Annotated in this window: 33 protein-coding genes; 3 read left to right on the forward strand and 30 right to left on the reverse strand. The window is 55.7% G+C overall.

Annotation, left to right across the window (positions count from 1 at the left end; all coding sequences use genetic code 11):
• Positions 1 to 131: 131 nt before the first annotated feature.
• Positions 132 to 458, forward strand: a complete 327-nt coding sequence (locus tag RIFP1SYM_RS06445) for a sulfur globule family protein (protein WP_005960935.1) — start codon at positions 132 to 134, stop codon at positions 456 to 458.
• Positions 459 to 768: 310 nt separating this feature from the next.
• Here RIFP1SYM_RS06445 and ssb read toward each other — a convergent pair whose 3' ends face one another.
• Both ssb and RIFP1SYM_RS06455 read right to left on the reverse strand, forming a co-directional pair.
• Positions 769 to 1,215 (reverse strand): single-stranded DNA-binding protein, encoded by a 447-nt coding sequence (gene ssb / locus RIFP1SYM_RS06450; protein WP_006473528.1) that lies wholly within the window; start codon positions 1,213 to 1,215, stop codon positions 769 to 771.
• Between the two features lie 105 nt (positions 1,216 to 1,320).
• On the reverse strand, positions 1,321 to 2,706 hold the full coding sequence (locus RIFP1SYM_RS06455; RefSeq protein WP_005960937.1) for an MFS transporter: 1,386 nt from the start codon (positions 2,704 to 2,706) through the stop codon (positions 1,321 to 1,323).
• Between the two features lie 145 nt (positions 2,707 to 2,851).
• Here RIFP1SYM_RS06455 and uvrA point away from each other — a divergent pair, with 145 nt between their 5' ends.
• On the forward strand, positions 2,852 to 5,668 hold the full coding sequence (gene uvrA, locus RIFP1SYM_RS06460; RefSeq protein ID WP_005960938.1) for an excinuclease ABC subunit UvrA: 2,817 nt from the start codon (positions 2,852 to 2,854) through the stop codon (positions 5,666 to 5,668).
• A gap of 111 nt (positions 5,669 to 5,779) precedes the next feature.
• Positions 5,780 to 7,276 (forward strand): O-antigen ligase family protein, encoded by a 1,497-nt coding sequence (locus tag RIFP1SYM_RS06465; RefSeq protein WP_005960939.1) that lies wholly within the window; start codon positions 5,780 to 5,782, stop codon positions 7,274 to 7,276.
• Between the two features lie 711 nt (positions 7,277 to 7,987).
• Here the strand turns inward: RIFP1SYM_RS06465 and rplQ are convergent.
• The 28 genes from rplQ to rpsJ form a co-directional block, all read right to left on the reverse strand.
• Complete coding sequence (rplQ, locus tag RIFP1SYM_RS06470; RefSeq protein WP_005960940.1) at positions 7,988 to 8,386, reverse strand: 50S ribosomal protein L17; 399 nt, start codon at positions 8,384 to 8,386, stop codon at positions 7,988 to 7,990.
• 41 nt (positions 8,387 to 8,427) lie between these two features.
• Entirely contained in the window at positions 8,428 to 9,426 is a 999-nt protein-coding gene (locus tag RIFP1SYM_RS06475; protein WP_005960941.1) for a DNA-directed RNA polymerase subunit alpha, read from the reverse strand.
• Between the two features lie 21 nt (positions 9,427 to 9,447).
• Positions 9,448 to 10,068: a 30S ribosomal protein S4 gene (rpsD, locus tag RIFP1SYM_RS06480; protein WP_039959877.1), complete on the reverse strand. Its 621-nt coding sequence runs from the start codon at positions 10,066 to 10,068 to the stop codon at positions 9,448 to 9,450.
• Between the two features lie 16 nt (positions 10,069 to 10,084).
• Positions 10,085 to 10,474, reverse strand: a complete 390-nt coding sequence (gene rpsK, locus RIFP1SYM_RS06485) for a 30S ribosomal protein S11 (protein WP_039959886.1) — start codon at positions 10,472 to 10,474, stop codon at positions 10,085 to 10,087.
• 28 nt (positions 10,475 to 10,502) lie between these two features.
• Positions 10,503 to 10,859 carry a 30S ribosomal protein S13 gene (gene rpsM, locus RIFP1SYM_RS06490; RefSeq protein ID WP_005960944.1) on the reverse strand — a complete coding sequence of 119 codons (357 nt, stop codon included), beginning with the start codon at positions 10,857 to 10,859 and terminating at the stop codon, positions 10,503 to 10,505.
• Positions 10,860 to 10,968: 109 nt separating this feature from the next.
• Entirely contained in the window at positions 10,969 to 11,082 is a 114-nt protein-coding gene (rpmJ, locus tag RIFP1SYM_RS16920) for a 50S ribosomal protein L36 (protein ID WP_005960945.1), read from the reverse strand.
• Positions 11,083 to 11,127: 45 nt separating this feature from the next.
• Positions 11,128 to 12,450, reverse strand: coding sequence for a preprotein translocase subunit SecY (gene secY / locus RIFP1SYM_RS06495; protein WP_006473518.1), 1,323 nt, complete (start codon positions 12,448 to 12,450; stop codon positions 11,128 to 11,130).
• A gap of 21 nt (positions 12,451 to 12,471) precedes the next feature.
• Positions 12,472 to 12,906, reverse strand: a complete 435-nt coding sequence (gene rplO / locus RIFP1SYM_RS06500; RefSeq protein ID WP_006473517.1) for a 50S ribosomal protein L15 — start codon at positions 12,904 to 12,906, stop codon at positions 12,472 to 12,474.
• A gap of 1 nt (position 12,907) precedes the next feature.
• Entirely contained in the window at positions 12,908 to 13,096 is a 189-nt protein-coding gene (gene rpmD / locus RIFP1SYM_RS06505) for a 50S ribosomal protein L30 (RefSeq protein WP_005960948.1), read from the reverse strand.
• Positions 13,097 to 13,099: 3 nt separating this feature from the next.
• Positions 13,100 to 13,606, reverse strand: coding sequence for a 30S ribosomal protein S5 (gene rpsE, locus RIFP1SYM_RS06510; protein ID WP_005960949.1), 507 nt, complete (start codon positions 13,604 to 13,606; stop codon positions 13,100 to 13,102).
• A 12-nt stretch (positions 13,607 to 13,618) separates the two neighbouring features.
• On the reverse strand, positions 13,619 to 13,975 hold the full coding sequence (rplR, locus tag RIFP1SYM_RS06515; RefSeq protein WP_005960950.1) for a 50S ribosomal protein L18: 357 nt from the start codon (positions 13,973 to 13,975) through the stop codon (positions 13,619 to 13,621).
• Positions 13,976 to 13,987: 12 nt separating this feature from the next.
• Positions 13,988 to 14,521 (reverse strand): 50S ribosomal protein L6, encoded by a 534-nt coding sequence (rplF, locus tag RIFP1SYM_RS06520; RefSeq protein WP_005960951.1) that lies wholly within the window; start codon positions 14,519 to 14,521, stop codon positions 13,988 to 13,990.
• A 14-nt stretch (positions 14,522 to 14,535) separates the two neighbouring features.
• Positions 14,536 to 14,931 (reverse strand): 30S ribosomal protein S8, encoded by a 396-nt coding sequence (gene rpsH / locus RIFP1SYM_RS06525; protein ID WP_005960952.1) that lies wholly within the window; start codon positions 14,929 to 14,931, stop codon positions 14,536 to 14,538.
• Positions 14,932 to 15,033: 102 nt separating this feature from the next.
• Complete coding sequence (gene rpsN, locus RIFP1SYM_RS06530) at positions 15,034 to 15,339, reverse strand: 30S ribosomal protein S14 (RefSeq protein ID WP_005960953.1); 306 nt, start codon at positions 15,337 to 15,339, stop codon at positions 15,034 to 15,036.
• Between the two features lie 8 nt (positions 15,340 to 15,347).
• Positions 15,348 to 15,887 (reverse strand): 50S ribosomal protein L5, encoded by a 540-nt coding sequence (gene rplE / locus RIFP1SYM_RS06535; RefSeq protein ID WP_005960954.1) that lies wholly within the window; start codon positions 15,885 to 15,887, stop codon positions 15,348 to 15,350.
• A 13-nt stretch (positions 15,888 to 15,900) separates the two neighbouring features.
• Positions 15,901 to 16,221 carry a 50S ribosomal protein L24 gene (gene rplX, locus RIFP1SYM_RS06540; RefSeq protein ID WP_005960955.1) on the reverse strand — a complete coding sequence of 107 codons (321 nt, stop codon included), beginning with the start codon at positions 16,219 to 16,221 and terminating at the stop codon, positions 15,901 to 15,903.
• Positions 16,222 to 16,231: 10 nt separating this feature from the next.
• Positions 16,232 to 16,600, reverse strand: coding sequence for a 50S ribosomal protein L14 (gene rplN / locus RIFP1SYM_RS06545; RefSeq protein WP_005960956.1), 369 nt, complete (start codon positions 16,598 to 16,600; stop codon positions 16,232 to 16,234).
• Positions 16,601 to 16,647: 47 nt separating this feature from the next.
• A complete protein-coding gene (gene rpsQ / locus RIFP1SYM_RS06550) occupies positions 16,648 to 16,908 on the reverse strand; it encodes a 30S ribosomal protein S17 (protein WP_005960957.1) in 261 nt (86 codons plus the stop codon).
• Positions 16,905 to 17,105 (reverse strand): 50S ribosomal protein L29, encoded by a 201-nt coding sequence (rpmC, locus tag RIFP1SYM_RS06555; RefSeq protein ID WP_006473512.1) that lies wholly within the window; start codon positions 17,103 to 17,105, stop codon positions 16,905 to 16,907. Before rpmC ends, rpsQ begins: the two co-directional genes overlap by 4 nt.
• Positions 17,105 to 17,518 carry a 50S ribosomal protein L16 gene (gene rplP / locus RIFP1SYM_RS06560; protein ID WP_005960959.1) on the reverse strand — a complete coding sequence of 138 codons (414 nt, stop codon included), beginning with the start codon at positions 17,516 to 17,518 and terminating at the stop codon, positions 17,105 to 17,107. Before rplP ends, rpmC begins: the two co-directional genes overlap by 1 nt.
• 3 nt (positions 17,519 to 17,521) lie before the next feature.
• On the reverse strand, positions 17,522 to 18,205 hold the full coding sequence (rpsC, locus tag RIFP1SYM_RS06565) for a 30S ribosomal protein S3 (RefSeq protein ID WP_005960960.1): 684 nt from the start codon (positions 18,203 to 18,205) through the stop codon (positions 17,522 to 17,524).
• Positions 18,206 to 18,223: 18 nt separating this feature from the next.
• On the reverse strand, positions 18,224 to 18,556 hold the full coding sequence (gene rplV / locus RIFP1SYM_RS06570; RefSeq protein ID WP_005960961.1) for a 50S ribosomal protein L22: 333 nt from the start codon (positions 18,554 to 18,556) through the stop codon (positions 18,224 to 18,226).
• An 11-nt stretch (positions 18,557 to 18,567) separates the two neighbouring features.
• The gene (gene rpsS / locus RIFP1SYM_RS06575) at positions 18,568 to 18,840 is read right to left on the reverse strand and encodes a 30S ribosomal protein S19 (RefSeq protein ID WP_005960962.1); all 273 of its coding nucleotides are present in this window, start codon (positions 18,838 to 18,840) and stop codon (positions 18,568 to 18,570) included.
• A 20-nt stretch (positions 18,841 to 18,860) separates the two neighbouring features.
• Positions 18,861 to 19,685 (reverse strand): 50S ribosomal protein L2, encoded by an 825-nt coding sequence (gene rplB, locus RIFP1SYM_RS06580; protein WP_005960963.1) that lies wholly within the window; start codon positions 19,683 to 19,685, stop codon positions 18,861 to 18,863.
• 23 nt (positions 19,686 to 19,708) lie between these two features.
• Positions 19,709 to 20,005: a 50S ribosomal protein L23 gene (rplW, locus tag RIFP1SYM_RS06585; protein WP_005960964.1), complete on the reverse strand. Its 297-nt coding sequence runs from the start codon at positions 20,003 to 20,005 to the stop codon at positions 19,709 to 19,711.
• Positions 20,002 to 20,604, reverse strand: coding sequence for a 50S ribosomal protein L4 (gene rplD, locus RIFP1SYM_RS06590; RefSeq protein ID WP_039959878.1), 603 nt, complete (start codon positions 20,602 to 20,604; stop codon positions 20,002 to 20,004). Before rplD ends, rplW begins: the two co-directional genes overlap by 4 nt.
• 5 nt (positions 20,605 to 20,609) lie before the next feature.
• The gene (gene rplC / locus RIFP1SYM_RS06595; RefSeq protein ID WP_005960966.1) at positions 20,610 to 21,260 is read right to left on the reverse strand and encodes a 50S ribosomal protein L3; all 651 of its coding nucleotides are present in this window, start codon (positions 21,258 to 21,260) and stop codon (positions 20,610 to 20,612) included.
• 11 nt (positions 21,261 to 21,271) lie between these two features.
• On the reverse strand, positions 21,272 to 21,583 hold the full coding sequence (gene rpsJ / locus RIFP1SYM_RS06600; RefSeq protein WP_005960967.1) for a 30S ribosomal protein S10: 312 nt from the start codon (positions 21,581 to 21,583) through the stop codon (positions 21,272 to 21,274).
• Between the last annotated feature and the right edge of the window lie 6 nt (positions 21,584 to 21,589).

Raw genomic sequence — 21,589 nt, forward strand, 5'->3', positions numbered from 1 at the left:
GGAAATTCTTATCGCGGGAAAAATATTTGACAATTTCATTATTTACTAATATTCTTTTGCACCTATGAAGGCACGTAGTATCCGCTTTCACTAGTTTTGAGATTCATCACCAACCTACTGAGGATACACAGATGAAAAAGATCGTTAAGATTGCTTCCGTTGCTGCTCTGCTCGTTGCTTCCGCTTCCGCTTCCGCTTGGTGGGGTGGCCCTTGGAACAACAGTGGTTGGAACGACAACAACTGGATGGGTGATGGCGCCGGCGACGGTTCTTTCAATTTCAACATGAGCGGCAGCGCCCGTGGCAACGGTTACGGTAACGGCTACAACCGTTACAACGGCTACAACGGTTACGGCTACCCCTACTACGGTGCTCCCTATGGTGCCCCTTACGGTGCTCCGGTTGCCCCTTACGGCGCTCCCGTTGCTCCTCAGGCTCCGGCAGCCCCGGCCAAGTAATCACCTTGGTGAATGCTTGAGTTAACGGCACCACTTCGGGCGCCGGCGACAGGGGCGGACCTTTGGGTCCGCCCCTGTGCGTTTGGGGACAAAAAATTTCCAGTTTACGCAACGGAGGCGGCAGTAGCAGCCTGCCGCGGCGCTACATCTGGCCCTGATCAATATCTATCGAGCGCCCGACCAGCGCCAACTTCGTTGCGAGCGCGCACGCCATCCGACGTGCGCGCTTTTTAGTTCTGTCCGCCCCAACGCAAAAAAACGGAACCCCGCAGGATTCCGTTTCACATCGCCTCACTTCAGTCTAGCGGCATCAGAAGGGGATGTCGTCGTCGAAGTCGTTGTCGGGCATGGATGGCGAAGGCTGAGGCGCCGCTGCCGGCTTTGAGGCGGGTGCGCCGGAGTCGAATGCCGCGCTGCCACCACGGCTGTCGAGCATCTGCATATCGTTGCCGACGATCTCAGTGGTGTAGCGATCCTGCCCATCCTGGCCCTGCCACTTACGGGTCTGCAGCCGCCCTTCGACATAGACCTTGGAGCCTTTCTTCAGGTACTCAGCAGCGATCTCCGCCAGGCGATTGAAGAACACCACCCGGTGCCACTCCGTGCGCTCCTGCTGCTCACCCGTGTTTTTGTCCTTCCATGAATCAGATGTTGCAACCGTCACATTGGTCACCGCGCCGCCGGAAGGCATATAGCGGGTCTCAGGATCACGCCCCAGATTACCGATGAGAATTACCTTGTTTATACCTCGTGCCATCTTTCCCCCTATCCTCTCCCGCAAATGCAGCGTCCCTGCCTTCGCGTGAGCTATAAATTGAGTTTTGTTGCCATCGCCGGGATCCCGGCAGCCAAGCGTGGGAGTTTACGCCTGCTCTGCGCAATATGCATCCAAGGCCGACTCATCGAACAGAGCAAGATCAACCTTGAGATAGGCGATGCGGTCTTCCGGGATCACCACCGCCTGCGCAACCCCAGCCACCCCGCTCAGCTCTTTCTCCAGCAGCGCGGCATCATCATCCTCCAGTTCCCCCACCGGCAACAGGAAATTACTCAGATAGTTCGGATCCGACATGCCCCAGGCGATCAGCAACCAGAGCGTCGAGATGCCACCACAAAAGAAAAACACTCCCTCGACACCATACTGGCTGTGGACCCAGCCGCCCAGCAGGCCACCGATGAAAGCGCCGGTAAACTGGGAGCTGGAGTAGACTCCCATGGCTGTGCCCTTGCGTTCTCCCGGCGCTACCTTGGCTACCAGCGACGGCAGTGTCGCCTCCAGCAGGTTGAACGCGATAAAGAACAGCAGTAGTGCCAGCACCAAGCCGGCAAACAGATCACGCATCAATGCCATTGCCAGGCCGGCCAGGGCCAGCGCAGCCACCGCACCGATAAAGACCGGCCGCATCTTGCGCTTACTCTCGGCGATGATGACAAACGGCACCATTGCTGCCATCGCCACCAGCATCACTGGCAAATAGACTTGCCAATGGGAGTCGCTGGCCATGCCCAAATCCCGCAGCGCCAGGGGAAAGGCCAGAAACAGCGCCGTTAGTGTCATGTGCAGGATGAGGATCCCCAAGTCCAGTCGCACCAGCTCGGGATCCCGCAGCACCTTGCCGAACTGCCCCGGCACCGCCTCCGCATCGCGGTGGAATTCGCTCTTCTGCGGTGTCGGCACGACAAACAGCACCACGCCTACGCCCAGCAACGCCAGTATCGAGGTAAGCCCGAAGATCCCCGGCACGCCGATCCAGCTGTTCAGCACCGGCCCCAGCACCAGCGAAACGGCAAAGGCGGCACCGATGCTCATGCCGATGATCGCCATCATGCGCAGGCGGCGCTGCTCACGGCTCAGATCCGCAGCCAGCGCCATAATCACTGCAGCGATGGCACCACTACCCTGCAACGCGCGACCGGCAATGATCCCCCAGATAGTGTCAGCGGAGGCCGCCACCGCACTGCCGCAGGCAAAGATCAACAAGCCGGCAATGATCACCGGTTTGCGGCCGATGCGATCGGAGAGCATACCGAAGGGGATCTGCAGCACTGCCTGGGTCAGACCGTAGACGCCGATCGCCGCTCCCACCAGCATCGGCGTCACTCCAGCCACGCCCTCCGCATAGAGGGCGAACACTGGTAGGATCAGAAAAAGTCCCATCATGCGCAGCGAGAAAATCCCCGCCAGAGAAAACGCGGCGCGCCGCTCCAGAGGGTTTAGGCCCTGCCCCTCTCCGCTACTCTTTGCCATCTCAGATCCGCTTTGCCTCTACAAATAAAGAGCGCGTATAGTAGCAGGTTCGCCTGAATCGTTGTTGCAAAAGACCGGCTGGAATCGGGGGTAATAGGCGCCGCGCGCCGCCTCCCAGATCGACCGGAAGCCTAACCAGAGAGCTATGGATACCATCCAAATCCGCGGCGCGCGGACCCACAACCTGAAGAATATCGACCTGACCCTGCCGCGCAACAAGCTGATCGTGATCACCGGGCTCTCCGGCTCCGGCAAATCCTCGCTGGCTTTCGACACCATCTATGCGGAGGGGCAGCGACGCTACGTGGAATCGCTCTCCGCCTATGCCCGGCAGTTTCTTTCACTGATGGAGAAGCCCGATGTGGACCACATCGAGGGGCTCTCACCGGCGATCTCCATCGAGCAGAAGACCACCTCCCACAACCCGCGTTCCACCGTCGGCACCATCACCGAGATCCACGACTACCTGCGGCTGCTATTCGCCCGCGCCGGCACGCCACGCTGCCCGGAGCACGACACTCCGCTGGAGGCCCAGACCATCAGTCAGATGGTCGATCTGGTGCTGGCGCTGCCCGAGGGGAGCCGGCTAATGCTGCTGGCGCCGGTGATCTCGGAGCGCAAGGGCGAGCACCATAAACTGCTCACCGAGATGCATGCCCAGGGGTTTATCCGCGCCCGCATCGACGGCGAACTGTTCGAGCTGGATGAGGCCCCCGAGCTTGAGCTGCACAAAAAACACAACATCGAGGTGGTGGTCGACCGTTTCAAGGTACGCCCCGATCTGCAGAGCCGTCTGGCCGAGTCCTTCGAGACCGCGCTCAATCTCGCTGGCGGCCTGGTACGGGTCGCAGCGCTGGATGGCGGCGGCGAGGAGCTTATCTTCTCCTCCCGCTTTGCCTGCCCGCAGTGCGGTTATAGCCTAAGCGAGCTGGAACCCCGGCTGTTCTCCTTCAACAATCCGGTGGGGGCCTGCCCCACCTGCGACGGGCTCGGCGTGGAGCAGTTTTTCGACCCAGACAAGGTAGTCGCGCACCCCGAGCTGTCACTGGCCGGCGGCGCGGTGCGCAGCTGGGACCGGCGCAATACCTACTACTATCAAATGATCAGCTCGCTGGGCAGACACTACGCATTCGATCCCGAAACGCCGTGGCAGGAGCTGCCGCGGCCGGTGCAGAAAAAGATCCTCTACGGCAGTGGCAACGAGTCGATCGAGTTCAGCTACTTTAATGAGCGCGGGCGTTCGACCCGCAAGACACACCCCTTTGAGGGGATCATCCACAACATGTCGCGCCGCTATCGGGAGACCGATTCGAATGCAGTCCGCGAGGAGCTGGCGCACTACATCTCCAGCCAGCCCTGCCCGGAGTGCAAAGGCACCCGCCTCAACCAGGCGGCACGCCATGTGTTTGTCGCGCACAACACCCTGCCTGAGATCAGCGCAATGCCGATCGGCCAGGCGCTGAGTTTTTTTCAGCAGCTAGCGCTGCCCGGCAAACGCGGCAAGATCGCGGACAAAATCGTCAAGGAGATCGATCAGCGTCTCAGCTTTCTGGTCAATGTCGGGCTCGACTACCTCACCCTCGACCGCAGCGCCGAAACCCTCTCCGGCGGCGAGGCGCAGCGCATCCGCCTGGCAAGCCAGATCGGCGCCGGCCTGGTCGGCGTCATGTACGTGCTGGATGAGCCCTCCATCGGGCTGCATCAGCGGGACAACGCGCGACTGCTCAACACCCTCACCTATCTGCGAGATCTGGGCAATACGGTGATCGTGGTGGAGCATGATGAGGATGCGATCCGCAGCGCTGACCATGTGGTCGACATCGGCCCCGGCGCCGGCGAGCATGGCGGCCAGATCATCGCCCAGGGTACCGCCGAAGAGATCACCGCAGTCGAGCACTCGCTCACCGGCCAATATCTCTCCGGTCAGCGCAGCATCGCCGTTCCCACCGAACGCTATGCCGGACGTGACGGCGAGTTTCTGCAGGTAACCGGGGCCTGCGGCCACAACCTGAAGCAGGTGACGCTCAGCATTCCGGTTGGCACCTTCTGTTGTGTTACCGGCGTTTCAGGATCCGGCAAGTCGACCCTGATCAACGACACCCTCTACCCTATCTGCGCCGCCGAACTGAATGGCGCCAATAGCTCACCGGCAGCCTATGAGTCGATCGAAGGGCTGGAGCACTTCGACAAGGTGGTCGATATCGACCAGAGCCCGATCGGTCGCACACCGCGCTCCAACCCGGCCACCTATACCGGGCTGTTCACGCCGATCCGCGAACTGTTTGCCGGCACCCAGGAGTCCCGCACCCGCGGCTACACCCCGGGGCGCTTCTCCTTCAACGTCAAGGGCGGCCGGTGCGAGGCCTGCCGTGGCGATGGCGTGATCAAGGTGGAGATGCACTTTCTGCCCGACGTCTATGTGCAGTGCGATGTCTGCAAGGGCAAGCGTTACAACCGCGAGACCCTGGAGGTGAAGTACAAGGGCAAGTCGATTGACGAGGTACTGGCGATGACGGTGGAGGAGGGGCTGGCCTTTTTCGATGCGGTGCCAGTGATCAAACGCAAGCTACAGACCCTGATGGATGTGGGGCTCTCCTATATCTCCCTCGGGCAAAACGCTACCACCCTCTCCGGCGGCGAGGCGCAGCGAGTCAAGCTCTCCCGGGAACTCTCCAAGCGCGATACCGGCAACACTCTCTACATCCTCGATGAACCGACCACCGGGCTGCACTTCCACGACGTGAATCATCTGCTTGCGGTGCTGCACCGGCTGCGTGACCACGGCAATACGGTGGTGGTGATCGAGCACAATCTCGACGTCATCAAGACAGCTGACTGGATCATCGACCTGGGCCCGGAGGGTGGTAACCGAGGGGGCGAGATTCTGGTAGAGGGCACCCCAGAAACCGTCGCCGCCCACCCCGATTCCTATACTGGGAAGTTTCTTGCCAGCTATTTGTGACACCCCTAGTAATTAGGGGAATCTCGGGCTTCAAATTTCAAGCGCTTAGCCTGACAATGCTGGACTGGAGTCCGCTTTGATCTAGCCTTCACCAACAAGAGTCGAAAGCCGATGCGTGTAGCCCTAATCTGGATGATTGTCGCTTTTTTCAGCGTCTACGCTTGGCGCGACTGGTTCAAGACCCTCTGTTTTCTGGTTGTACTGATGGCCTTTGTCGAGCGTCCGGACATGCCAAAGGCCGTGGCTGGCATCCCCGGCCTCAACCCCTGGAATCTGCTCTTCGCATCGACCTTTCTCGCCTGGTTTTCCGCCCGCGCCAGGGAATGGAAGGCCCCTAAACTTCCCATATCGATCCGTTTCTATCTAGTCTGGTACCTGGCCATCATCGTCGCCTCTTATCTGAGGGGCGCCGGGGATTCCGCCATCCTCAACGAATATTCTTTACTGGTTGGCCGCCGCGACTTTTTCACTGGGCAGAGCCTATTTATCGATGACATCATCAATGTACTCAAATATGTCGCTCCAGGCATAATGTTTTACTATGGCACCAACGACAAGACCCGCATGCAGTGGGCGCTCGCATCCGTTCTGATAATGAATCTATTGCTTGCCTTGCAGGTAATCCGCTGGATGCCGGTAAGCACCCTCGTCGATGGTGATCTACTGCAGAAGCGCGCCGTGCGCGTCATTGACCGTGAGATCGGTTACTTTCGCAGTGATGTAGCTGTGCTGCTCTCCGGTGCTGCTTGGGCCTTTTTCGCCTTGATCCAGCTCTCTAAAAGCTCACTCAACAAGACATTTCTGGTGCTCTCCAGCATGGCTTGCGCACTTGCTATCGCACTGACCGGCAGCCGCATCGGCATGGGTAGCTGGATGGGGGTGGCATTCATTCTGGCCTGGTACCGCTGGCGCAAATTCTTTTTCATCACGCCGCTGGTGGTTATGACCATTGCCGTCACTATTCCGTCGGTGACCGAACGCTTCACAGAGGGCTTCACCCAGGATACCGCGGATAACCGCAACGCTGAACTCGACAGCGGCGGACCAGTTAAAGCGGACGACATGGACCTCTATACGGTCACCTCCGGTCGCACCGAGATCTGGCCCTTTGTCATCGAAAAGATCGCCGAGCAGCCGATCTGGGGACATGGACGACACGCCATGATCCGCAGCGGTATTGCACCCTTCCTCTGGAATTCCTATCACGAGTCATTCCCTCACCCACACAACGCCTATCTTGAGCTGACCCTCGATAACGGCCTGCTATTCTCGATCCCCATCTTTATCTTCTTTCTGATTATCGTGATAAAAAGTCTCACCCTGTTCAGGGACAAGACAGACTCCTTCAATATGGCAATAGGCGGCGGCAGCCTGGCGTTTACAGTCAGCCAGCTGTTTGGCGCTGTTGCTGGTCAGTCTTTCTACCCAATGATCAGTCAGGTCAGCATGTGGGTGATGATCTTTCTTATGTTGCGGGTCTCTCTGGAGCGAAAAAACCGGAACCTTTCTGACGCCAACCTGAATACTGAAGCGCCACCAAGTAACTCTGAGAGGCACATTCCCGTTGGTCGCAAACGACGTTACAACATCCACAACCCTCCCTGGTAGTCTATCAGACCCGCATAAACATCATCTCGATAGCTTGATGGCCTCAGCGTGCCTGACCATCTTTACGTATCGATATACCCCATCACAACATGGGTCATAAAACATCTCAATCAGCGGCTCAAAGCACAGGATAAATCGCACATTGATTAATCTTACCCAGGGAGTCTGAACGAATCGTGGACTCACACCTTAGGTCCAGAATCCACCGCTTTGTCGTCGTATTCATCCATGTAGGCGAGGAGCGTGCGCTGGAACAAAAGTTTTGCCAATCTCAGCAACCGCTCCTGCGTTACTATTGACAGACTGTTCCCGCCGTCTGCCCCACCCTTGGGTCCATACCTCCTGCACCCCAAGGGCCCTTCCTTCTGGGCGCATCCTTGCAGTCGCTCACAATAGCCTGCAATTACACCGCACAAGGATATGCGAGTGTCGCCGCGACAGGAGTCATTGAGCGACCCTGTGATCAGCGCATTAAATCGATGAATTCTCCATCCCAATCTGCTTCGTCCAGATTCATTCCGAGGCTACCCACTCGGTGATGCACAGGAAGCAGTTCGCTCAAGATCTCCCTCTCCATCTTCAGCTGCTAGGTTGGCAGTTTTTTAGCATACCCATAAAAACAAAGCCCCCACCAAACGGTGAGGGCTTTATCAGCAGCCGGGATACTAAAGCGGCTCTTGGCTGGAGCAGGAGCAAAACTTAGCGAAGACTTTACTCTTCAGTCGCTTCCATCTCTTCAGCCTCATCCACCTCAGGACGATCGACCAGCTCGACATAGGCCATAGGCGCCTTATCTCCGCTACGATAGCCGCATTTTAGGATGCGCAGATAGCCACCTGCGCGCTCCTTGTAACGCGGCCCCAGCTCGGCAAACAGCTTGCCAACAGCCGCATCATCACGCAGTCGTGAGAATGCGAGACGACGCTTCGCAACAGAGTCGGTTTTTGACATGGTGATCAGCGGTTCTGCCACGCGGCGAAGCTCTTTCGCCTTCGGCAAAGTTGTCTTAATCAGCTCATGGTTGATCAGCGACACTGCCATATTGCGGAACATCGCCTTGCGATGGCTGCTGTTTCGGTTCAGTTGCCGCCCTGATTTGCGATGACGCATGGATCGACTTCCTTCAATTCTTCGTTTAACAAATAGGTAGATCAGTGAGCGAAATGCTCATCAATGCTCTCGGGTGGCCAATGCTCCAAGCGCATGCCAAGAGAGAGGCCCCTGCGGGCCAGCACATCCTTGATCTCGGTGAGTGACTTCTTGCCCAGATTCGGGGTCTTGAGCAACTCAACCTCGGTGCGCTGAATCAGATCACCGATAAGAAAAATGTTCTCGGCCTTCAGACAGTTTGCAGAACGAACCGTCAGCTCCAGATCATCAACCGGACGCAACAAGATCGGATCGATCATCGGCTCTTCCGGTTCAGCAGTCGCTTCAGCTGCCTCCGCCTCAAGATCAACAAAGACAGAGAGCTGATCTCTGAGAATGCCTGCCGAGCGTCGGATCGCTTCTTCCGGATCAATAGTGCCATCGGTCTGCAATTCGATAACCAGACGATCCATATTGGTGCGCTGCTCAACACGCGCAGATTCGATCGAATAAGCCACACGTCTCACTGGACTAAACGACGCGTCAAGCTGCAACATACCGATCGGTCGATCTTCACCCGCCGAACTCTGTCGAGCAGTCGACGGCTGATAACCGCGCCCACGCTTGACCGTGAGAGTCATATTGATCTCGCCACTCTTGGTAAGAGTAGCAATATGCAGATCCGGGTTTGCGATCTCAATGTCATGATCAAGGGTAATATCCCCAGCACTGACAACTCCTGGTCCCTTCTTCTGCAGCCGCAAGACCGCTTCGTCCCGGGAGTGCATCACCAATGCAACCTGCTTCAGATTGAGCAGGATCTCCAGCACATCCTCCTGAACACCCTCTATCGCGGTGTATTCATGCAGGACGTCCTGAATCTCCACCTCAGTAATCGCACTGCCTGGCATAGAGGAGAGCAAGATACGACGCAAGGCATTCCCGAGCGTGTGCCCAAAGCCTCGCTCAAGCGGTTCCAGGATAACTTTTGCGTGAGTTTCACTGAGCGCCTGCACATTCACTATGCGTGGCTTCAGGAACTCCATAACGTTATCTACCATGAATAAACCTCTCGATTGGGCTTACTTCGAGTACAACTCGACAACGAGTTGTTCATTAATCTCTGCGGGAAGGTCAGCCCGATCCGGCACACGCTTAAAAACGCCCTTCATCGCCTTGGGATCAACCTCAACCCAATCCACAAACCCATATTGCTCTGCCAATGACAAGGCACCCTGTATGCGGACTTGCTTCTTGGCTTTCTCGCGAATGCTGACCTCGTCCTCAGCCTTGATCTTGTAAGATGCAACGTTAACGACACTGCCGTTGACTTCAATCGCCTTATGACTAACGAGCTGACGCGCTTCAGCACGAGTTGAGCCAAAACCCATCCGGTAAACGACATTGTCGAGACGGGTCTCAAGCGCCTGCAGGAGGTTTTCGCCAGTCGCACCTTTAGCCTGCGCCGCAGCCTTATAGTAGTTGCGAAACTGATTCTCCATCACGCCGTAGATACGACGAACTTTCTGCTTCTCGCGGAGCTGAAGCCCATAATCGGAGATACGGCGACGACGATCACCTGACTGCCCAGGGACCTTCTCCATGTTGCACTTGGAGTCGAGAGAGCGCATGCGACTTTTGAGGAATAGGTCAGTTCCCTCGCGACGACTCAGCTTACATTTTGGACCGATATACCTTGCCATGTTTAGACTCCAGTGCTCAGACCCGACGCTTCTTCGGTGGACGGCAACCATTGTGAGGGATGGGGGTCACATCAGAGATGCTGGTGATCTTGAACCCTGCATTATTAAGCGCACGTACCGCAGACTCGCGTCCCGGACCGGGGCCTTTCACGTTTACATCAAGGTTTTTAACACCATACTCTTTGACCATCTGACCAACCCGATCAGCCGCCACCTGAGCAGCAAAAGGGGTGCTCTTTCGGGACCCGCGAAAGCCTGATCCACCAGCAGTTGCCCATGCCAGTGCATTGCCCTGACGATCGGTAATCGTGATGATTGTATTATTGAACGAAGCGTGAACGTGCGCTACGCCATCGCTCACTGTCTTCTTGACTTTCTTTCGGGAACGGCCGCTTGCTTTTGCCATCATCTGTTCCTGCGAGTTCTAAATCGACTTATCGTTTGATCGGACGACGCGGCCCCTTACGGGTGCGTGCATTTGTCTTGGTACGCTGACCACGCAACGGCAGACCACGGCGGTGACGGATGCCGCGATTACAGCCTAAGTCCATCAGACGCTTGATGTTCATTGAGACTTCACGACGAAGATCACCCTCGACTGTGAATTTTGCGACTTCAGAACGAATCGCCTCCAACTGAGCCTCGCTCAACTCGAGGATCTTTGTGCTGGGCGCAATACCCGTTGCTTCACAAATACCAGCTGCGCGAGTACGGCCAACGCCATAAATTGAAGTCAGCGCGATTATCGCGTGCTTGCGATCAGGTATATTGACTCCTGCGATTCGAGCCATTTTTCTCGTCTCCTGCTTTTCTCAAGCAAATTTCGTTTGGCGGAAACGCGCAATTATGCCAATTTAATGAGACCCAGTCAAGAGCCTTATGGCTGCGCGTGGCTCAGATTTAGCCTTGGCGTTGTTTGTGCCGGCCTTCCTTACAGATCACACGCACTACACCGTTGCGGCGAACAATCTTGCAATTGCGACACATCTTTTTTACTGATGCACGAACTTTCATATCTTTGCTCCAAAAAACTTGACTGAACCGATTCAGCTCAATCGATCACTTCTTTCTGCCGCCTTTGAGGTTAGCCTTCTTCATCAACCCCTCGTACTGATGCGACATCAAATGGGCCTGAATCTGAGCCATAAAATCCATCACTACGACAACAATGATCAACAGAGATGTACCGCCAAAATAGAATGGGACATTCCATCCGACGATTAAAAATTCCGGCAACAAGCAAACAGCAGTAATGTAGATTGCACCAGCAAAGGTCAGCCGGGACATTACGCCGTCGATGTATTTTGCAGTCTGCTCGCCTGGTCGGATGCCCGGGATAAACGCACCAGAGCGCTTCAGATTATCGGCCGTCTCTTTTGAATTAAAGACCAGCGCTGTATAGAAGAAGCAGAAGAAAATAATCGCTGCTGCATAGGCCATCACGTAGACCGGCTCACCTGGCGACAGCTTTGAAAAAATATCCTGTAGCCAGCGCGTCTCCTCGGAATTCCCGAACCACTGCCCAAGCGTCGCTGGAAACAGGATGATGCTTGAAGCAAAGATCGGCGGAATCACGCCAGCCATATTCAGCTTAAGCGGCAGATGAGAACTCTGCGCCTGCATCAGGCGCCGTCCCTGCTGTCGTTTCGCATAGTTGACGGTAATCCTTCGTTGCCCTCGCTCGACGAACACAACGAAGCCGGTGACGGCAATTGCCAATGCGAATAACACCAGGATCGTCAAAACGTTCAATTCACCGGTACGTGCCAACTCAAGCGTGCCACCGATGGCGGACGGCAACCCGGCCACGATACCGGCAAAGATGATCATTGAGATGCCATTACCAATTCCGCGCTCCGTGATCTGCTCACCAAGCCACATCAGGAACATGGTTCCAGTCACAAGCGAGACAGCCGCCGTAACGACAAAACCCACACCCTGTTGGGCCACCACCGACTGACCACCAATCGACTGACTCTGCAGTGCGATCGAAATACCAACCGCCTGAAAGCTAGCAAGCACAACTGTTCCATAGCGCGTGTACTGCGTGATCTTACGGCGGCCCGCCTCACCCTCTTTTTTCAATTGCTCCAGTTTTGGAAGCACCGAGGTCATCAACTGCATGATGATAGAGGCAGAGATGTACGGCATGATGCCAAGCGCAAACAGACTGGCGCGCTCAAGCGCACCACCCGAGAACATATTAAACATGTCGAGGATCGAACCCTGCGCCTGCTCAAACAGGGCAGCAAGTGCAACCGGATTCACACCAGGCACCGGAATAAAGGTGCCGATCCTAAATACCAGCAACGCACCGGCAACGAAAAGCAGCCGCTGACGCAATTCGGTCAGTCGCCCCATACCGCCAAGCGAGTTTAACATTGCCGATCCTTGCTTTGACATTTACGCCTCGATCTTTCCGCCTGCAGCCTCGATAGCCGCTGCGGCTCCTTTGGTGGCCTTAATGCCAACAATGGTCACGGGACGCTCAACATTGCCGGATGCAATAATCTTCACCCGCTTAACGGAACGATTGATGAGATTCGCTTTTTCCAAAGACTCGAGAGTGACGACATCGCCCTCGACCTTGGCCAGTTCACTCAGCCGAATCTCAGCGGTAGTCATGCCGACACGGGAACGAAAACCAACCTTCGGCAGGCGCCGTTGCAGCGGCATCTGACCACCCTCAAAACCAACCTTATGAAACCCACCGGAGCGGGACTTCTGCCCCTTATGGCCGCGGCCACACGTCTTACCAAGACCGCAGCCGATGCCACGACCCACACGCTTCCGGTCACGCTTTTGCCCACTATCTGGGCGCAAATCGTTGAGACGCATCTCAGGACTCCTCAACCTTTACCATGTAAGACACCTTGCCCGCCATACCACGCGTACAGGGAGTATCCTCGACCTCTACCGTATGGTGCATGCGACGCAGGCCTAAACCACGCACACAGGCCTGGTGGCTAGCAAGACGCCCATTCATGCTCCGCACCAAGGTAACGCGCATCATCTTCTTATCTGACATGACTTACCCCAGAATCTCTTCAACTTTCTTGCCACGCTTGGCCGCCACAGATTCAGCATCCGTCATATCGGCCAGACCATTGATGGTTGCACGCACTACGTTGATCGGATTGTTGGTGCCAATACACTTGGCCAGCACATTGTGAACACCAAGCACCTCAAAAACCGCACGCATCGCGCCACCGGCGATGATGCCAGTACCTTCAGAAGCGGGCTTCATGAAGACATTGGCAGCGCCATGACGCCCAACCAGCGGATACTGAAGCGTATCGCCACTAAGCCTGACCTTGACCATGTTTTTGCGTGCCGATTCCATCGCCTTCTGAATCGCAATCGGAACCTCGCGAGCCTTGCCGGTACCAAAACCGACGCGACCCTGACCATCGCCGACAACAGTCAGCGCGGAGAAACCGAACTGACGCCCACCCTTTACCACCTTGGCAACACGATTGACGTTGATCAGCTTTTCGAGGAGCTCATCACTCTCAGGCTTTGTATTGAAATTTGCCATCTTTCAGCTCCGTTAAATCTTCAGGCCAGCTTCGCGTGCCGCATCGGCCAGCGCCTTGACCCGACCGTGGTAGCGAAAACCGGAACGATCAAAAGCAACCTGATCAATGCCAGCCGCTCTAGCTCGCTCGGCAATGAGCTTTCCGACGACGGCGGCCGCATTTGTATTACTGGTCGCCCCATCAATCTGCTCAGCAACCACTTTGTCCAGGGTCGAAGCGCTCGCCAGGGTCTCACCACCACTCGGCGCGATCACCTGTGCATACATGTGACGAGGTGTCCGGTGGATTGTGAGGCGATGAACACCCAGTTCGCGAATTTTCGCGCGAGTGCGGCGACCACGTCGAATACGTGCTTGTTTCTTGTCCATCGATCTACCCTACTATTTCTTCTTGGCTTCTTTACGAACCACGAGCTCATCCGAATAACGAACGCCCTTACCCTTGTAGGGCTCTGGCGGACGAAAAGCACGAATCTCCGCAGCTACCTGCCCAACTCGCTGCTTATCAAATCCAGTAAGGATGATTTCAGTTGGAGAAGGAGTTGCAGCATCCACCCCATCAGGCAAGGAATAGTCGATGGGGTGTGAGAAACCGAGACTGAGATTCAGGCTTTTGCCTTTGGCCTGGGCACGATAACCCACACCAACCAGCTCTAGCTTACGCTCGAAGCCCTGACTCACCCCAACCACCATATTGTTAAGCAACGCCCGCATGGTTCCGGCCATTGCCCATGAGTCTTTATCTTCTACCTTCGGCGACACCCGCAGCTCACTATCTTCCTGGGAGATCGCAACCAGATCGTGCACTGTCAGCTCCAGAGCGCCTTTTGCGCCTTTCACCGAAACAACCTGATCCGCAACTTTCAGCTCCACACCAGACGGAATAGCAATCGGACTCTTTGCAATTCGAGACATTTTCCAATCCTCCGCTAGGCAACAAAGGCAATCACTTCACCGCCCTGCCCAGAAGCCCGGGCCGCACGATCGGTCATAATGCCTTTCGATGTGGAGATGATTGCAATGCCCAAGCCACCACGAACATTCGGCAACTCGCCGCGCCCCTTGTAAACTCGAAGGCCCGGACGACTGACACGTTTGATAAGATCAATAACCGGACGGCCCTCAAAGTAGCGCAACTCAAGCACTAACTGGGGCTTGCCGTCGTTCTCTTCGACTCTGGCATTCTGGATGAAACCTTCATCCTGGAGGAGATTGGCGATCGCCAACTTCATCTTGGAGGCGGGCAGCTTAACATCAGATTTGTTCGCTGCTTGACCATTACGGATACGCGTAAGCATATCCGCGATGGGATCTGACATACTCATTTTGTGCTCCTCGGGTCAGCCCGCCTTTAGGGCGCGATACCCGCGTGCAAAACAGTTAACGGGCCCTAGATGGGCCCGCAAATAAAGACGCGCAGTCTATACTTACCAGCTTGCTTTTACAAGCCCAGGCACATCGCCACGCATAGCCGCTTCACGAAGTTTGTTGCGAGCCAGACCGAACTTGCGATAGTAGCCGTGCGGACGGCCAGTTACCCGGCAGCGGTTGTGCTGACGACTCGGGCTTGCGTCACGTGGCAGCCTCTGCAGCTTGACCACTGCCTCTTCCACCTGCTCATAGCTGCTACTGGGATCATCGATGATCTTCTTCAGCGCAGCTCGCTTGGCGGCATACTTTGCTACCGTACGTGCACGCTTATTTTCGCGTGCGATCATGCTCTTCTTTGCCATATCCGTACTCAGTTCTTAAACGGAAATTTAAACGCTTCCAACAAGGCACGCCCCTCTTCATCAGTGCGCGCTGTTGTTGTGATAGTGACATCCAAGCCACGCAGGGTATCAACCTTGTCGTAGTCGATCTCAGGGAAGATGATCTGTTCCTTTACGCCCATGCTGTAGTTACCACGACCGTCAAAAGACTTGGCACTCAGCCCGCGGAAGTCACGAATACGTGGAATCGCAATGCTGATCAGTCGGTCGAGAAACTCATACATACGCTCACGCCGCAGAGTCACCTTGCAGCCGATGGGCCAGCCTTCACGAACTTTGAAGCCAGCAATCGACTTACGCGCGTGAGTAATGATCGCCTTCTGGCCAGCGATCTTTTCCATATCACCCACGGCAAACTCGAGAACCTTTTTATCACCAATCGCCTCACCGACACCCATGTTCAGGGTGATCTTGGTAATGCGCGGAACCTGCATGACACTGTTGTATTTGAACTTGTCCATCAACTGCTGGACAACAGCGTCGCTGTAATGTTGCTGTAATCTTGACATCGCCAGTTACGCCTCAGATATCCACAACTTCGTTGTTGGACTTGAACACCCGCACCTTGCGGCCATCATCCAGGGTCTTGAACCCAACCCGGTCACCCTTGCCGGTTTCCGGATTGTAGAGCGCGACATTGGAGATATGCAGGGGCATCTCTTTATCGAGAATACCGCCAGGCTCTCCTTTCGCTGGATTCGGCTTAGTGTGCTTTTTAACCATGTTGATGTTCTCTACAACAACACGATCCCGATCGAGCATGCGGATCACAGTTCCGCGCTTGCCCTTGTCTTTTCCGGTAACAACGATGACCTCGTCGCCCTTTTTGATCTTGCTAGCCATTGTTATCGCCTCACAGCACCTCGGGAGCGAGCGAAATGATCTTCATAAAACGCTCACTTCGCAATTCACGGGTAACAGGGCCAAAGATACGTGTACCGATTGGCTGATACTGGTTGTTAAGTAATACAGCCGCGTTGGTATCAAAGCGGATGATTGAACCATCCGGACGACGAACACCCTTTTTGGTGCGCACCACGACGGCGTTGTAAACGTCGCCCTTTTTAACCTTACCGCGTGGAATTGCATCCTTAACGCTTACTTTGATGATGTCACCGATCCCCGCATAACGGCGATGCGAGCCACCCAGTACCTTGATGCACTGGACGCGTTTGGCCCCGCTGTTATCGGCAACATTCAGGCTTGTCTGCATCTGAATCATGTTTCTGCCCTATGCTTTGTATTCGTTCGGCAAAAAATTGCAGCCGATCAGCTGGCACGCTCGATGATCTTCACCAGGCGCCAACGCTTGGTCTTCGACAGCGGACGACATTGCTCCACCATCACAGTATCACCGGAGTTGCACTCGTTACTCTCATCATGCGCATGCACCTTAGTGGAACGGCGCACGAACTTACCGTAGATCGGGTGTTTCACTCGACGCTCAACAACGACAGTGATGGACTTATCCATCCCGCTGCTGACCACTTGCCCGACCAAGGTGCGGTTGCTGGCTTCTTGTTCGCTCATGATGCGCTGCCTGCCTTCTGCTCGTTCATTACCGTTTTAATTCGTGCGATCTCCTTGCGGACCGCATTCATGCGGGAGGGACGCGAAAGCTGCCCGGTTCCCTTCTGCATGCGCAGATTGAATTGCTCTTTCAGCAGTTCCTCAAGAGTTGACTGCAACTCTTCGGAACCCTTTCCTCGCAGTTCACTTGCCTTCATCACATCACCGTCCGTTTTACGAAAGTGGTGGACACAGGCAGCTTCGCAGATGCCAGCGCAAATGCCTCACGAGCCAGCTCTTCCGAGACACCTTCGATCTCGTAGAGCATGCGCCCCGGCTGAATCTGAGCAACCCAGTACTCCACATTACCCTTACCTTTACCCTGACGTACCTCGAGAGGTTTTTTGGTAATAGGCTTATCAGGAAAAACCCGAATCCACAGCTGTCCACCACGTTTCACATGGCGGGTAATTGTGCGTCGGGCTGCCTCAATCTGGCGAGCAGTAATACGGCCACGCCCAGTGGATTTCAAGCCAAACTCGCCAAACGAGACACTGTTACCTGTGTTGGCAAGGCCGCGGTTGCGACCCTTGTGCTGCTTTCGGAATTTGGTACGTTTTGGTTGTAGCATTTCTTACGACCTCTTTCCTGCGGATTTGGTCTTAGGCTCTGCTTGCGCCACCTCTCCATCAGCAAAGACTTCACCCTTAAAAATCCAAACTTTTACGCCGATGATGCCATAAGTGGTGTTGGCCTCGGCAAAACCGTAATCGATATCGGCACGCAAAGTGTGCAGCGGCACACGACCTTCACGGTACCACTCGCTACGGGCAATCTCAGCACCGTTCAGACGACCACCGATATTGATCTTGATGCCCTGCGCTCCCAAGCGCATGGCATTCTGCACCGAACGCTTCATGGCCCGACGAAACATCACACGACGCTCAAGCTGCTGAGCAACGCCCTCTGCGACAAGCTGTGCATCCAGCTCAGGCTTGCGAATCTCCTCAATGCTAATGTGCACGGGGATCCCCATCATCTTGGAGACCTCGTTGCGCAAGGCATCAATGTCGCCGCCCTTCTTGCCGATAACAAGGCCGGGCCGTGCCGTATGCACAGTGATATGTGCATTTTTTGCAGGGCGGTCGATCTGAATCCGGCTTACGGATGCCTGATAGAGGCGCTTCTTCAGAAAATCCCGGACACTGAGATCATTGTTCAGCAGATCAGCATAGTGCTTGGAATCTGCGTACCATTTCGACGTCCAGTCTTTTACGATACCCAGTCGGATACCGGTTGGATGTACTTTCTGACCCATATCGGCCTCTCTTGCCTGTTACTTGTCTGCGACAGTCACATTGATGTGACTGGTCCGCTTGAGGATACGGGCTGCGCGCCCCTTTGCACGAGCACGGATTCGCTTCATAGTCGGCCCCTCGTCAACGCTGATCGCTGAGACCTTAAGCTCATCGATATCCGCACCTTCGTTGTGCTCTGCATTGGCAATCGCCGACTCAAGAACCTTCTTTACCAGAACCGCGCCTTTCTTCTTGCTGAATGCGAGAACATTCAACGCCTGTTCAACCGGCAGACCGCGAATCTGGTCTGCGACCAGCCGAGCCTTCTGGGCCGACATGCGCGCATGTCGCAATTTTGCTGATGCCTGCATCTTACGCCCCCTTACCTGGACTTCCTGTCCGCTGCATGACCCCGATAGGTGCGGGTCAGCGCGAACTCGCCGAGCTTATGGCCAACCATGTTCTCAGAGATGAGAACCGGCACATGCTGACGACCGTTGTAGACCGCAATGGTCAGACCGACCATTTCGGGCAGGATCATCGAGCGCCGAGACCATGTCTTAATGGGCCGCTTGTTGTTTTGCGCGACCGCATCTTCCACCTTCTTGGCCAGGTGGTGATCGATAAACGGCCCTTTTCGGATTGAACGTGGCACGACTCTAACCCCTACTCAAGTTACTTACGATTGCGGCGGCGTACGATCATCTTATCGGTACGCTTGTTGGTGCGGGTTTTATAACCCTTAGTTGGCATACCCCAAGGGGATACCGGATGACGCCCGCCCGAGGTCCGACCCTCACCACCACCATGTGGATGATCCACCGGGTTCATGGCGACACCACGGACGGTGGGACGTACGCCCCGCCAGCGTGTGGCGCCCGCCTTGCCGAGAGATCGCAGATTGTGCTCCGAGTTGGAGACCTCACCGATTACTGCACGGCAATCGGATGGAATCTTGCGCATCTCACCGGAACGCAGACGCAGGGTTGCGTAGTCACCTTCACGAGCGACCAGCTGAACCGATGCACCCGCAGAACGTGCGATCTGGGCGCCTTTGCCAGGCTTCATCTCGATGCAGTGCACCACAGAACCCAGCGGCATATTGCGCAGCGGCAGGCAGTTACCCACCGCGATTGCGGCATCACTGCCGGAGCATACTTCATCTCCAGCTTTCAGACCGCTCGGCGCAATAATGTAGGCACGCTCACCATCCTCATAGCGGATCAGTGCAATGTGCGCGGTCCGGTTTGGATCGTATTCCAAACGCTCTACCACTGCGGCCTCTTCACGATTTCGCTTGAAATCGATGATGCGGTAGCGCTGTTTGTGACCACCACCGCGATGGCGGGTAGTGATACGACCAGTATTGTTGCGACCACCACTCTTGGTCTTCTTCGCGACCAACGGTGCGTAAGGGCCGCCCTTGTGCAGCTCTTTATTCACTACCTTGACCACAAAACGGCGGCCAGCAGAGGTCGGGTTTGTCTTTACGATAGCCATTATTCCAATCCCGTTAGATTCGCTCAGGCACCGCCGGCGAAATCGATATCATTGCCTTCTTTGAGGCGAACGTAGGCCTTTCTCCAATCAGAGCGGCGACCCTGGATCTGACCAAAGCGCTTCTTCTTGCCCTTTACATTCACTACCTGCACCCGCTCGACCTCAACATCGAACAGCTTCTCCACAGCAGCGGCAATCTCTTGCTTAGTCGCATCTTTCACAACGCGAAAAGTAAACTGCCGGTTTGCATCAGCGACAATACTGCTCTTCTCCGAAATAAGCGGGCTGAGCAGTACCTTCATCAGACGTTCGTTATTCATGCCAAACGCTCCTCAATCTGCTTAACCGCGCCTTCGGTCATCAAGACCTTTTCGTAGGCGATCAGGCTTACCGGGTCGATCTCCTGCACATCGCGCACATCGACACCATAGAGGTTGCGTGCTGCGAGATAGAGATTCTCATCCGGGTTGTTTGTCACAACCAGCACATCGCTCAGATCCATCTCTTTCAGCTTGCCGACCAGCTCTTTGGTCTTCGGCGCAGAGACGTTGAACTCCTTCACCGCGACCAACCGCTCCTGACGGATCAACTCGGAGAGAATCGAGCGAATCGCACCCCGGTACATCTTACGATTGACCTTCTGCGCGTAACTACGTGGCTGCGCAGCAAAGGTCACGCCGCCACTACGCCAGATCGGGCTGCGGCTAGTGCCGGAACGGGCACGACCGGTACCTTTCTGACGCCAGGGCTTGATGCCACCACCGTTGACCGCGGAACGACTTTTCTGCGCCTTGGTGCCGGAACGGGCAGCCGCCATATGGGCGGTCACGACCTGATGGATCAGGCCTTGCTTGTACTCTGCACCGAACACGGCGTCGGAGACCTGGATGGCATCTCCACCTTGTACATTCAAATCCATCGGTTTCACCCTTTGTTCTTCATCTTGATCGCAGGCAGCACGATCACATCACCGCCAGTAGCGCCAGGGACTGCCCCCTTTACCAACAGCAGGTTGCGCTCAGTGTCGACCCGCACCACTTCCAGGTTCTGCTGGCAACGCTGAACATCGCCCATGTGACCAGCCATCTTCTTACCCTTGAAGACACGACCTGGGGTCTGGCACTGACCGATCGAACCCGGCGCACGATGCGACAGCGAGTTACCATGAGTGGCGTCCTGGGTACGAAAGTGGTGGCGCTTCACACCACCCTGAAAACCTTTACCCTTGCTCTGGCCACGCACGTCGATCTTCTGCCCAACCTCAAAGAGGTCGGCCTTGATCTCGGCACCGACCTCGATGCCTTCGCCCTCACCATCTTCCAGGCGGAACTCCCACAGACCACGCCCCGCCTCAATACCGCCCTTCGCCAGGTGACCGGCGGCAGCCTTGTTAACGCGAGAAGCCTTGCGTGCACCAGTGGTCACCTGGATCGCACGATAACCATCTGTGTCCTCGCTTTTCAGCTGAGAGACACGATTCGGCGCGACCTCGATCACGGTAACCGGCACTGACGCACCCTCTTCGGTGAAGACTCGTGTCATACCGATCTTGCGTCCAATAACTCCAATAGCCATTGTTCTTAACCTCAGTTCAGCTTGATCTGAACGTCCACGCCGGCGGCCAGATCGAGCTTCATCAGCGCATCAACGGTCTTGTCAGTTGGGTCGACAATATCCATCAGACGTTTGTGGGTACGAATTTCATACTGGTCGCGTGCGTCCTTATTGACGTGCGGGGAGATCAGTACGGTAAACCGCTCTTTCTTAGTCGGCAGCGGAATCGGGCCGAGTACCTGCGCGCCAGTGCGCTTGGCAGTCTCAACGATCTCACGGGCCGATTGATCGATCAGTCGATGATCGAAAGCCTTCAGGCGGATGCGAATTCTCTGGTTAGCCATTGTCTA

The organism is endosymbiont of Riftia pachyptila (vent Ph05) (assembly GCF_000224455.1).
GTDB classification, from domain to species: domain Bacteria; phylum Pseudomonadota; class Gammaproteobacteria; order Chromatiales; family Chromatiaceae; genus Endoriftia; species Endoriftia persephonae.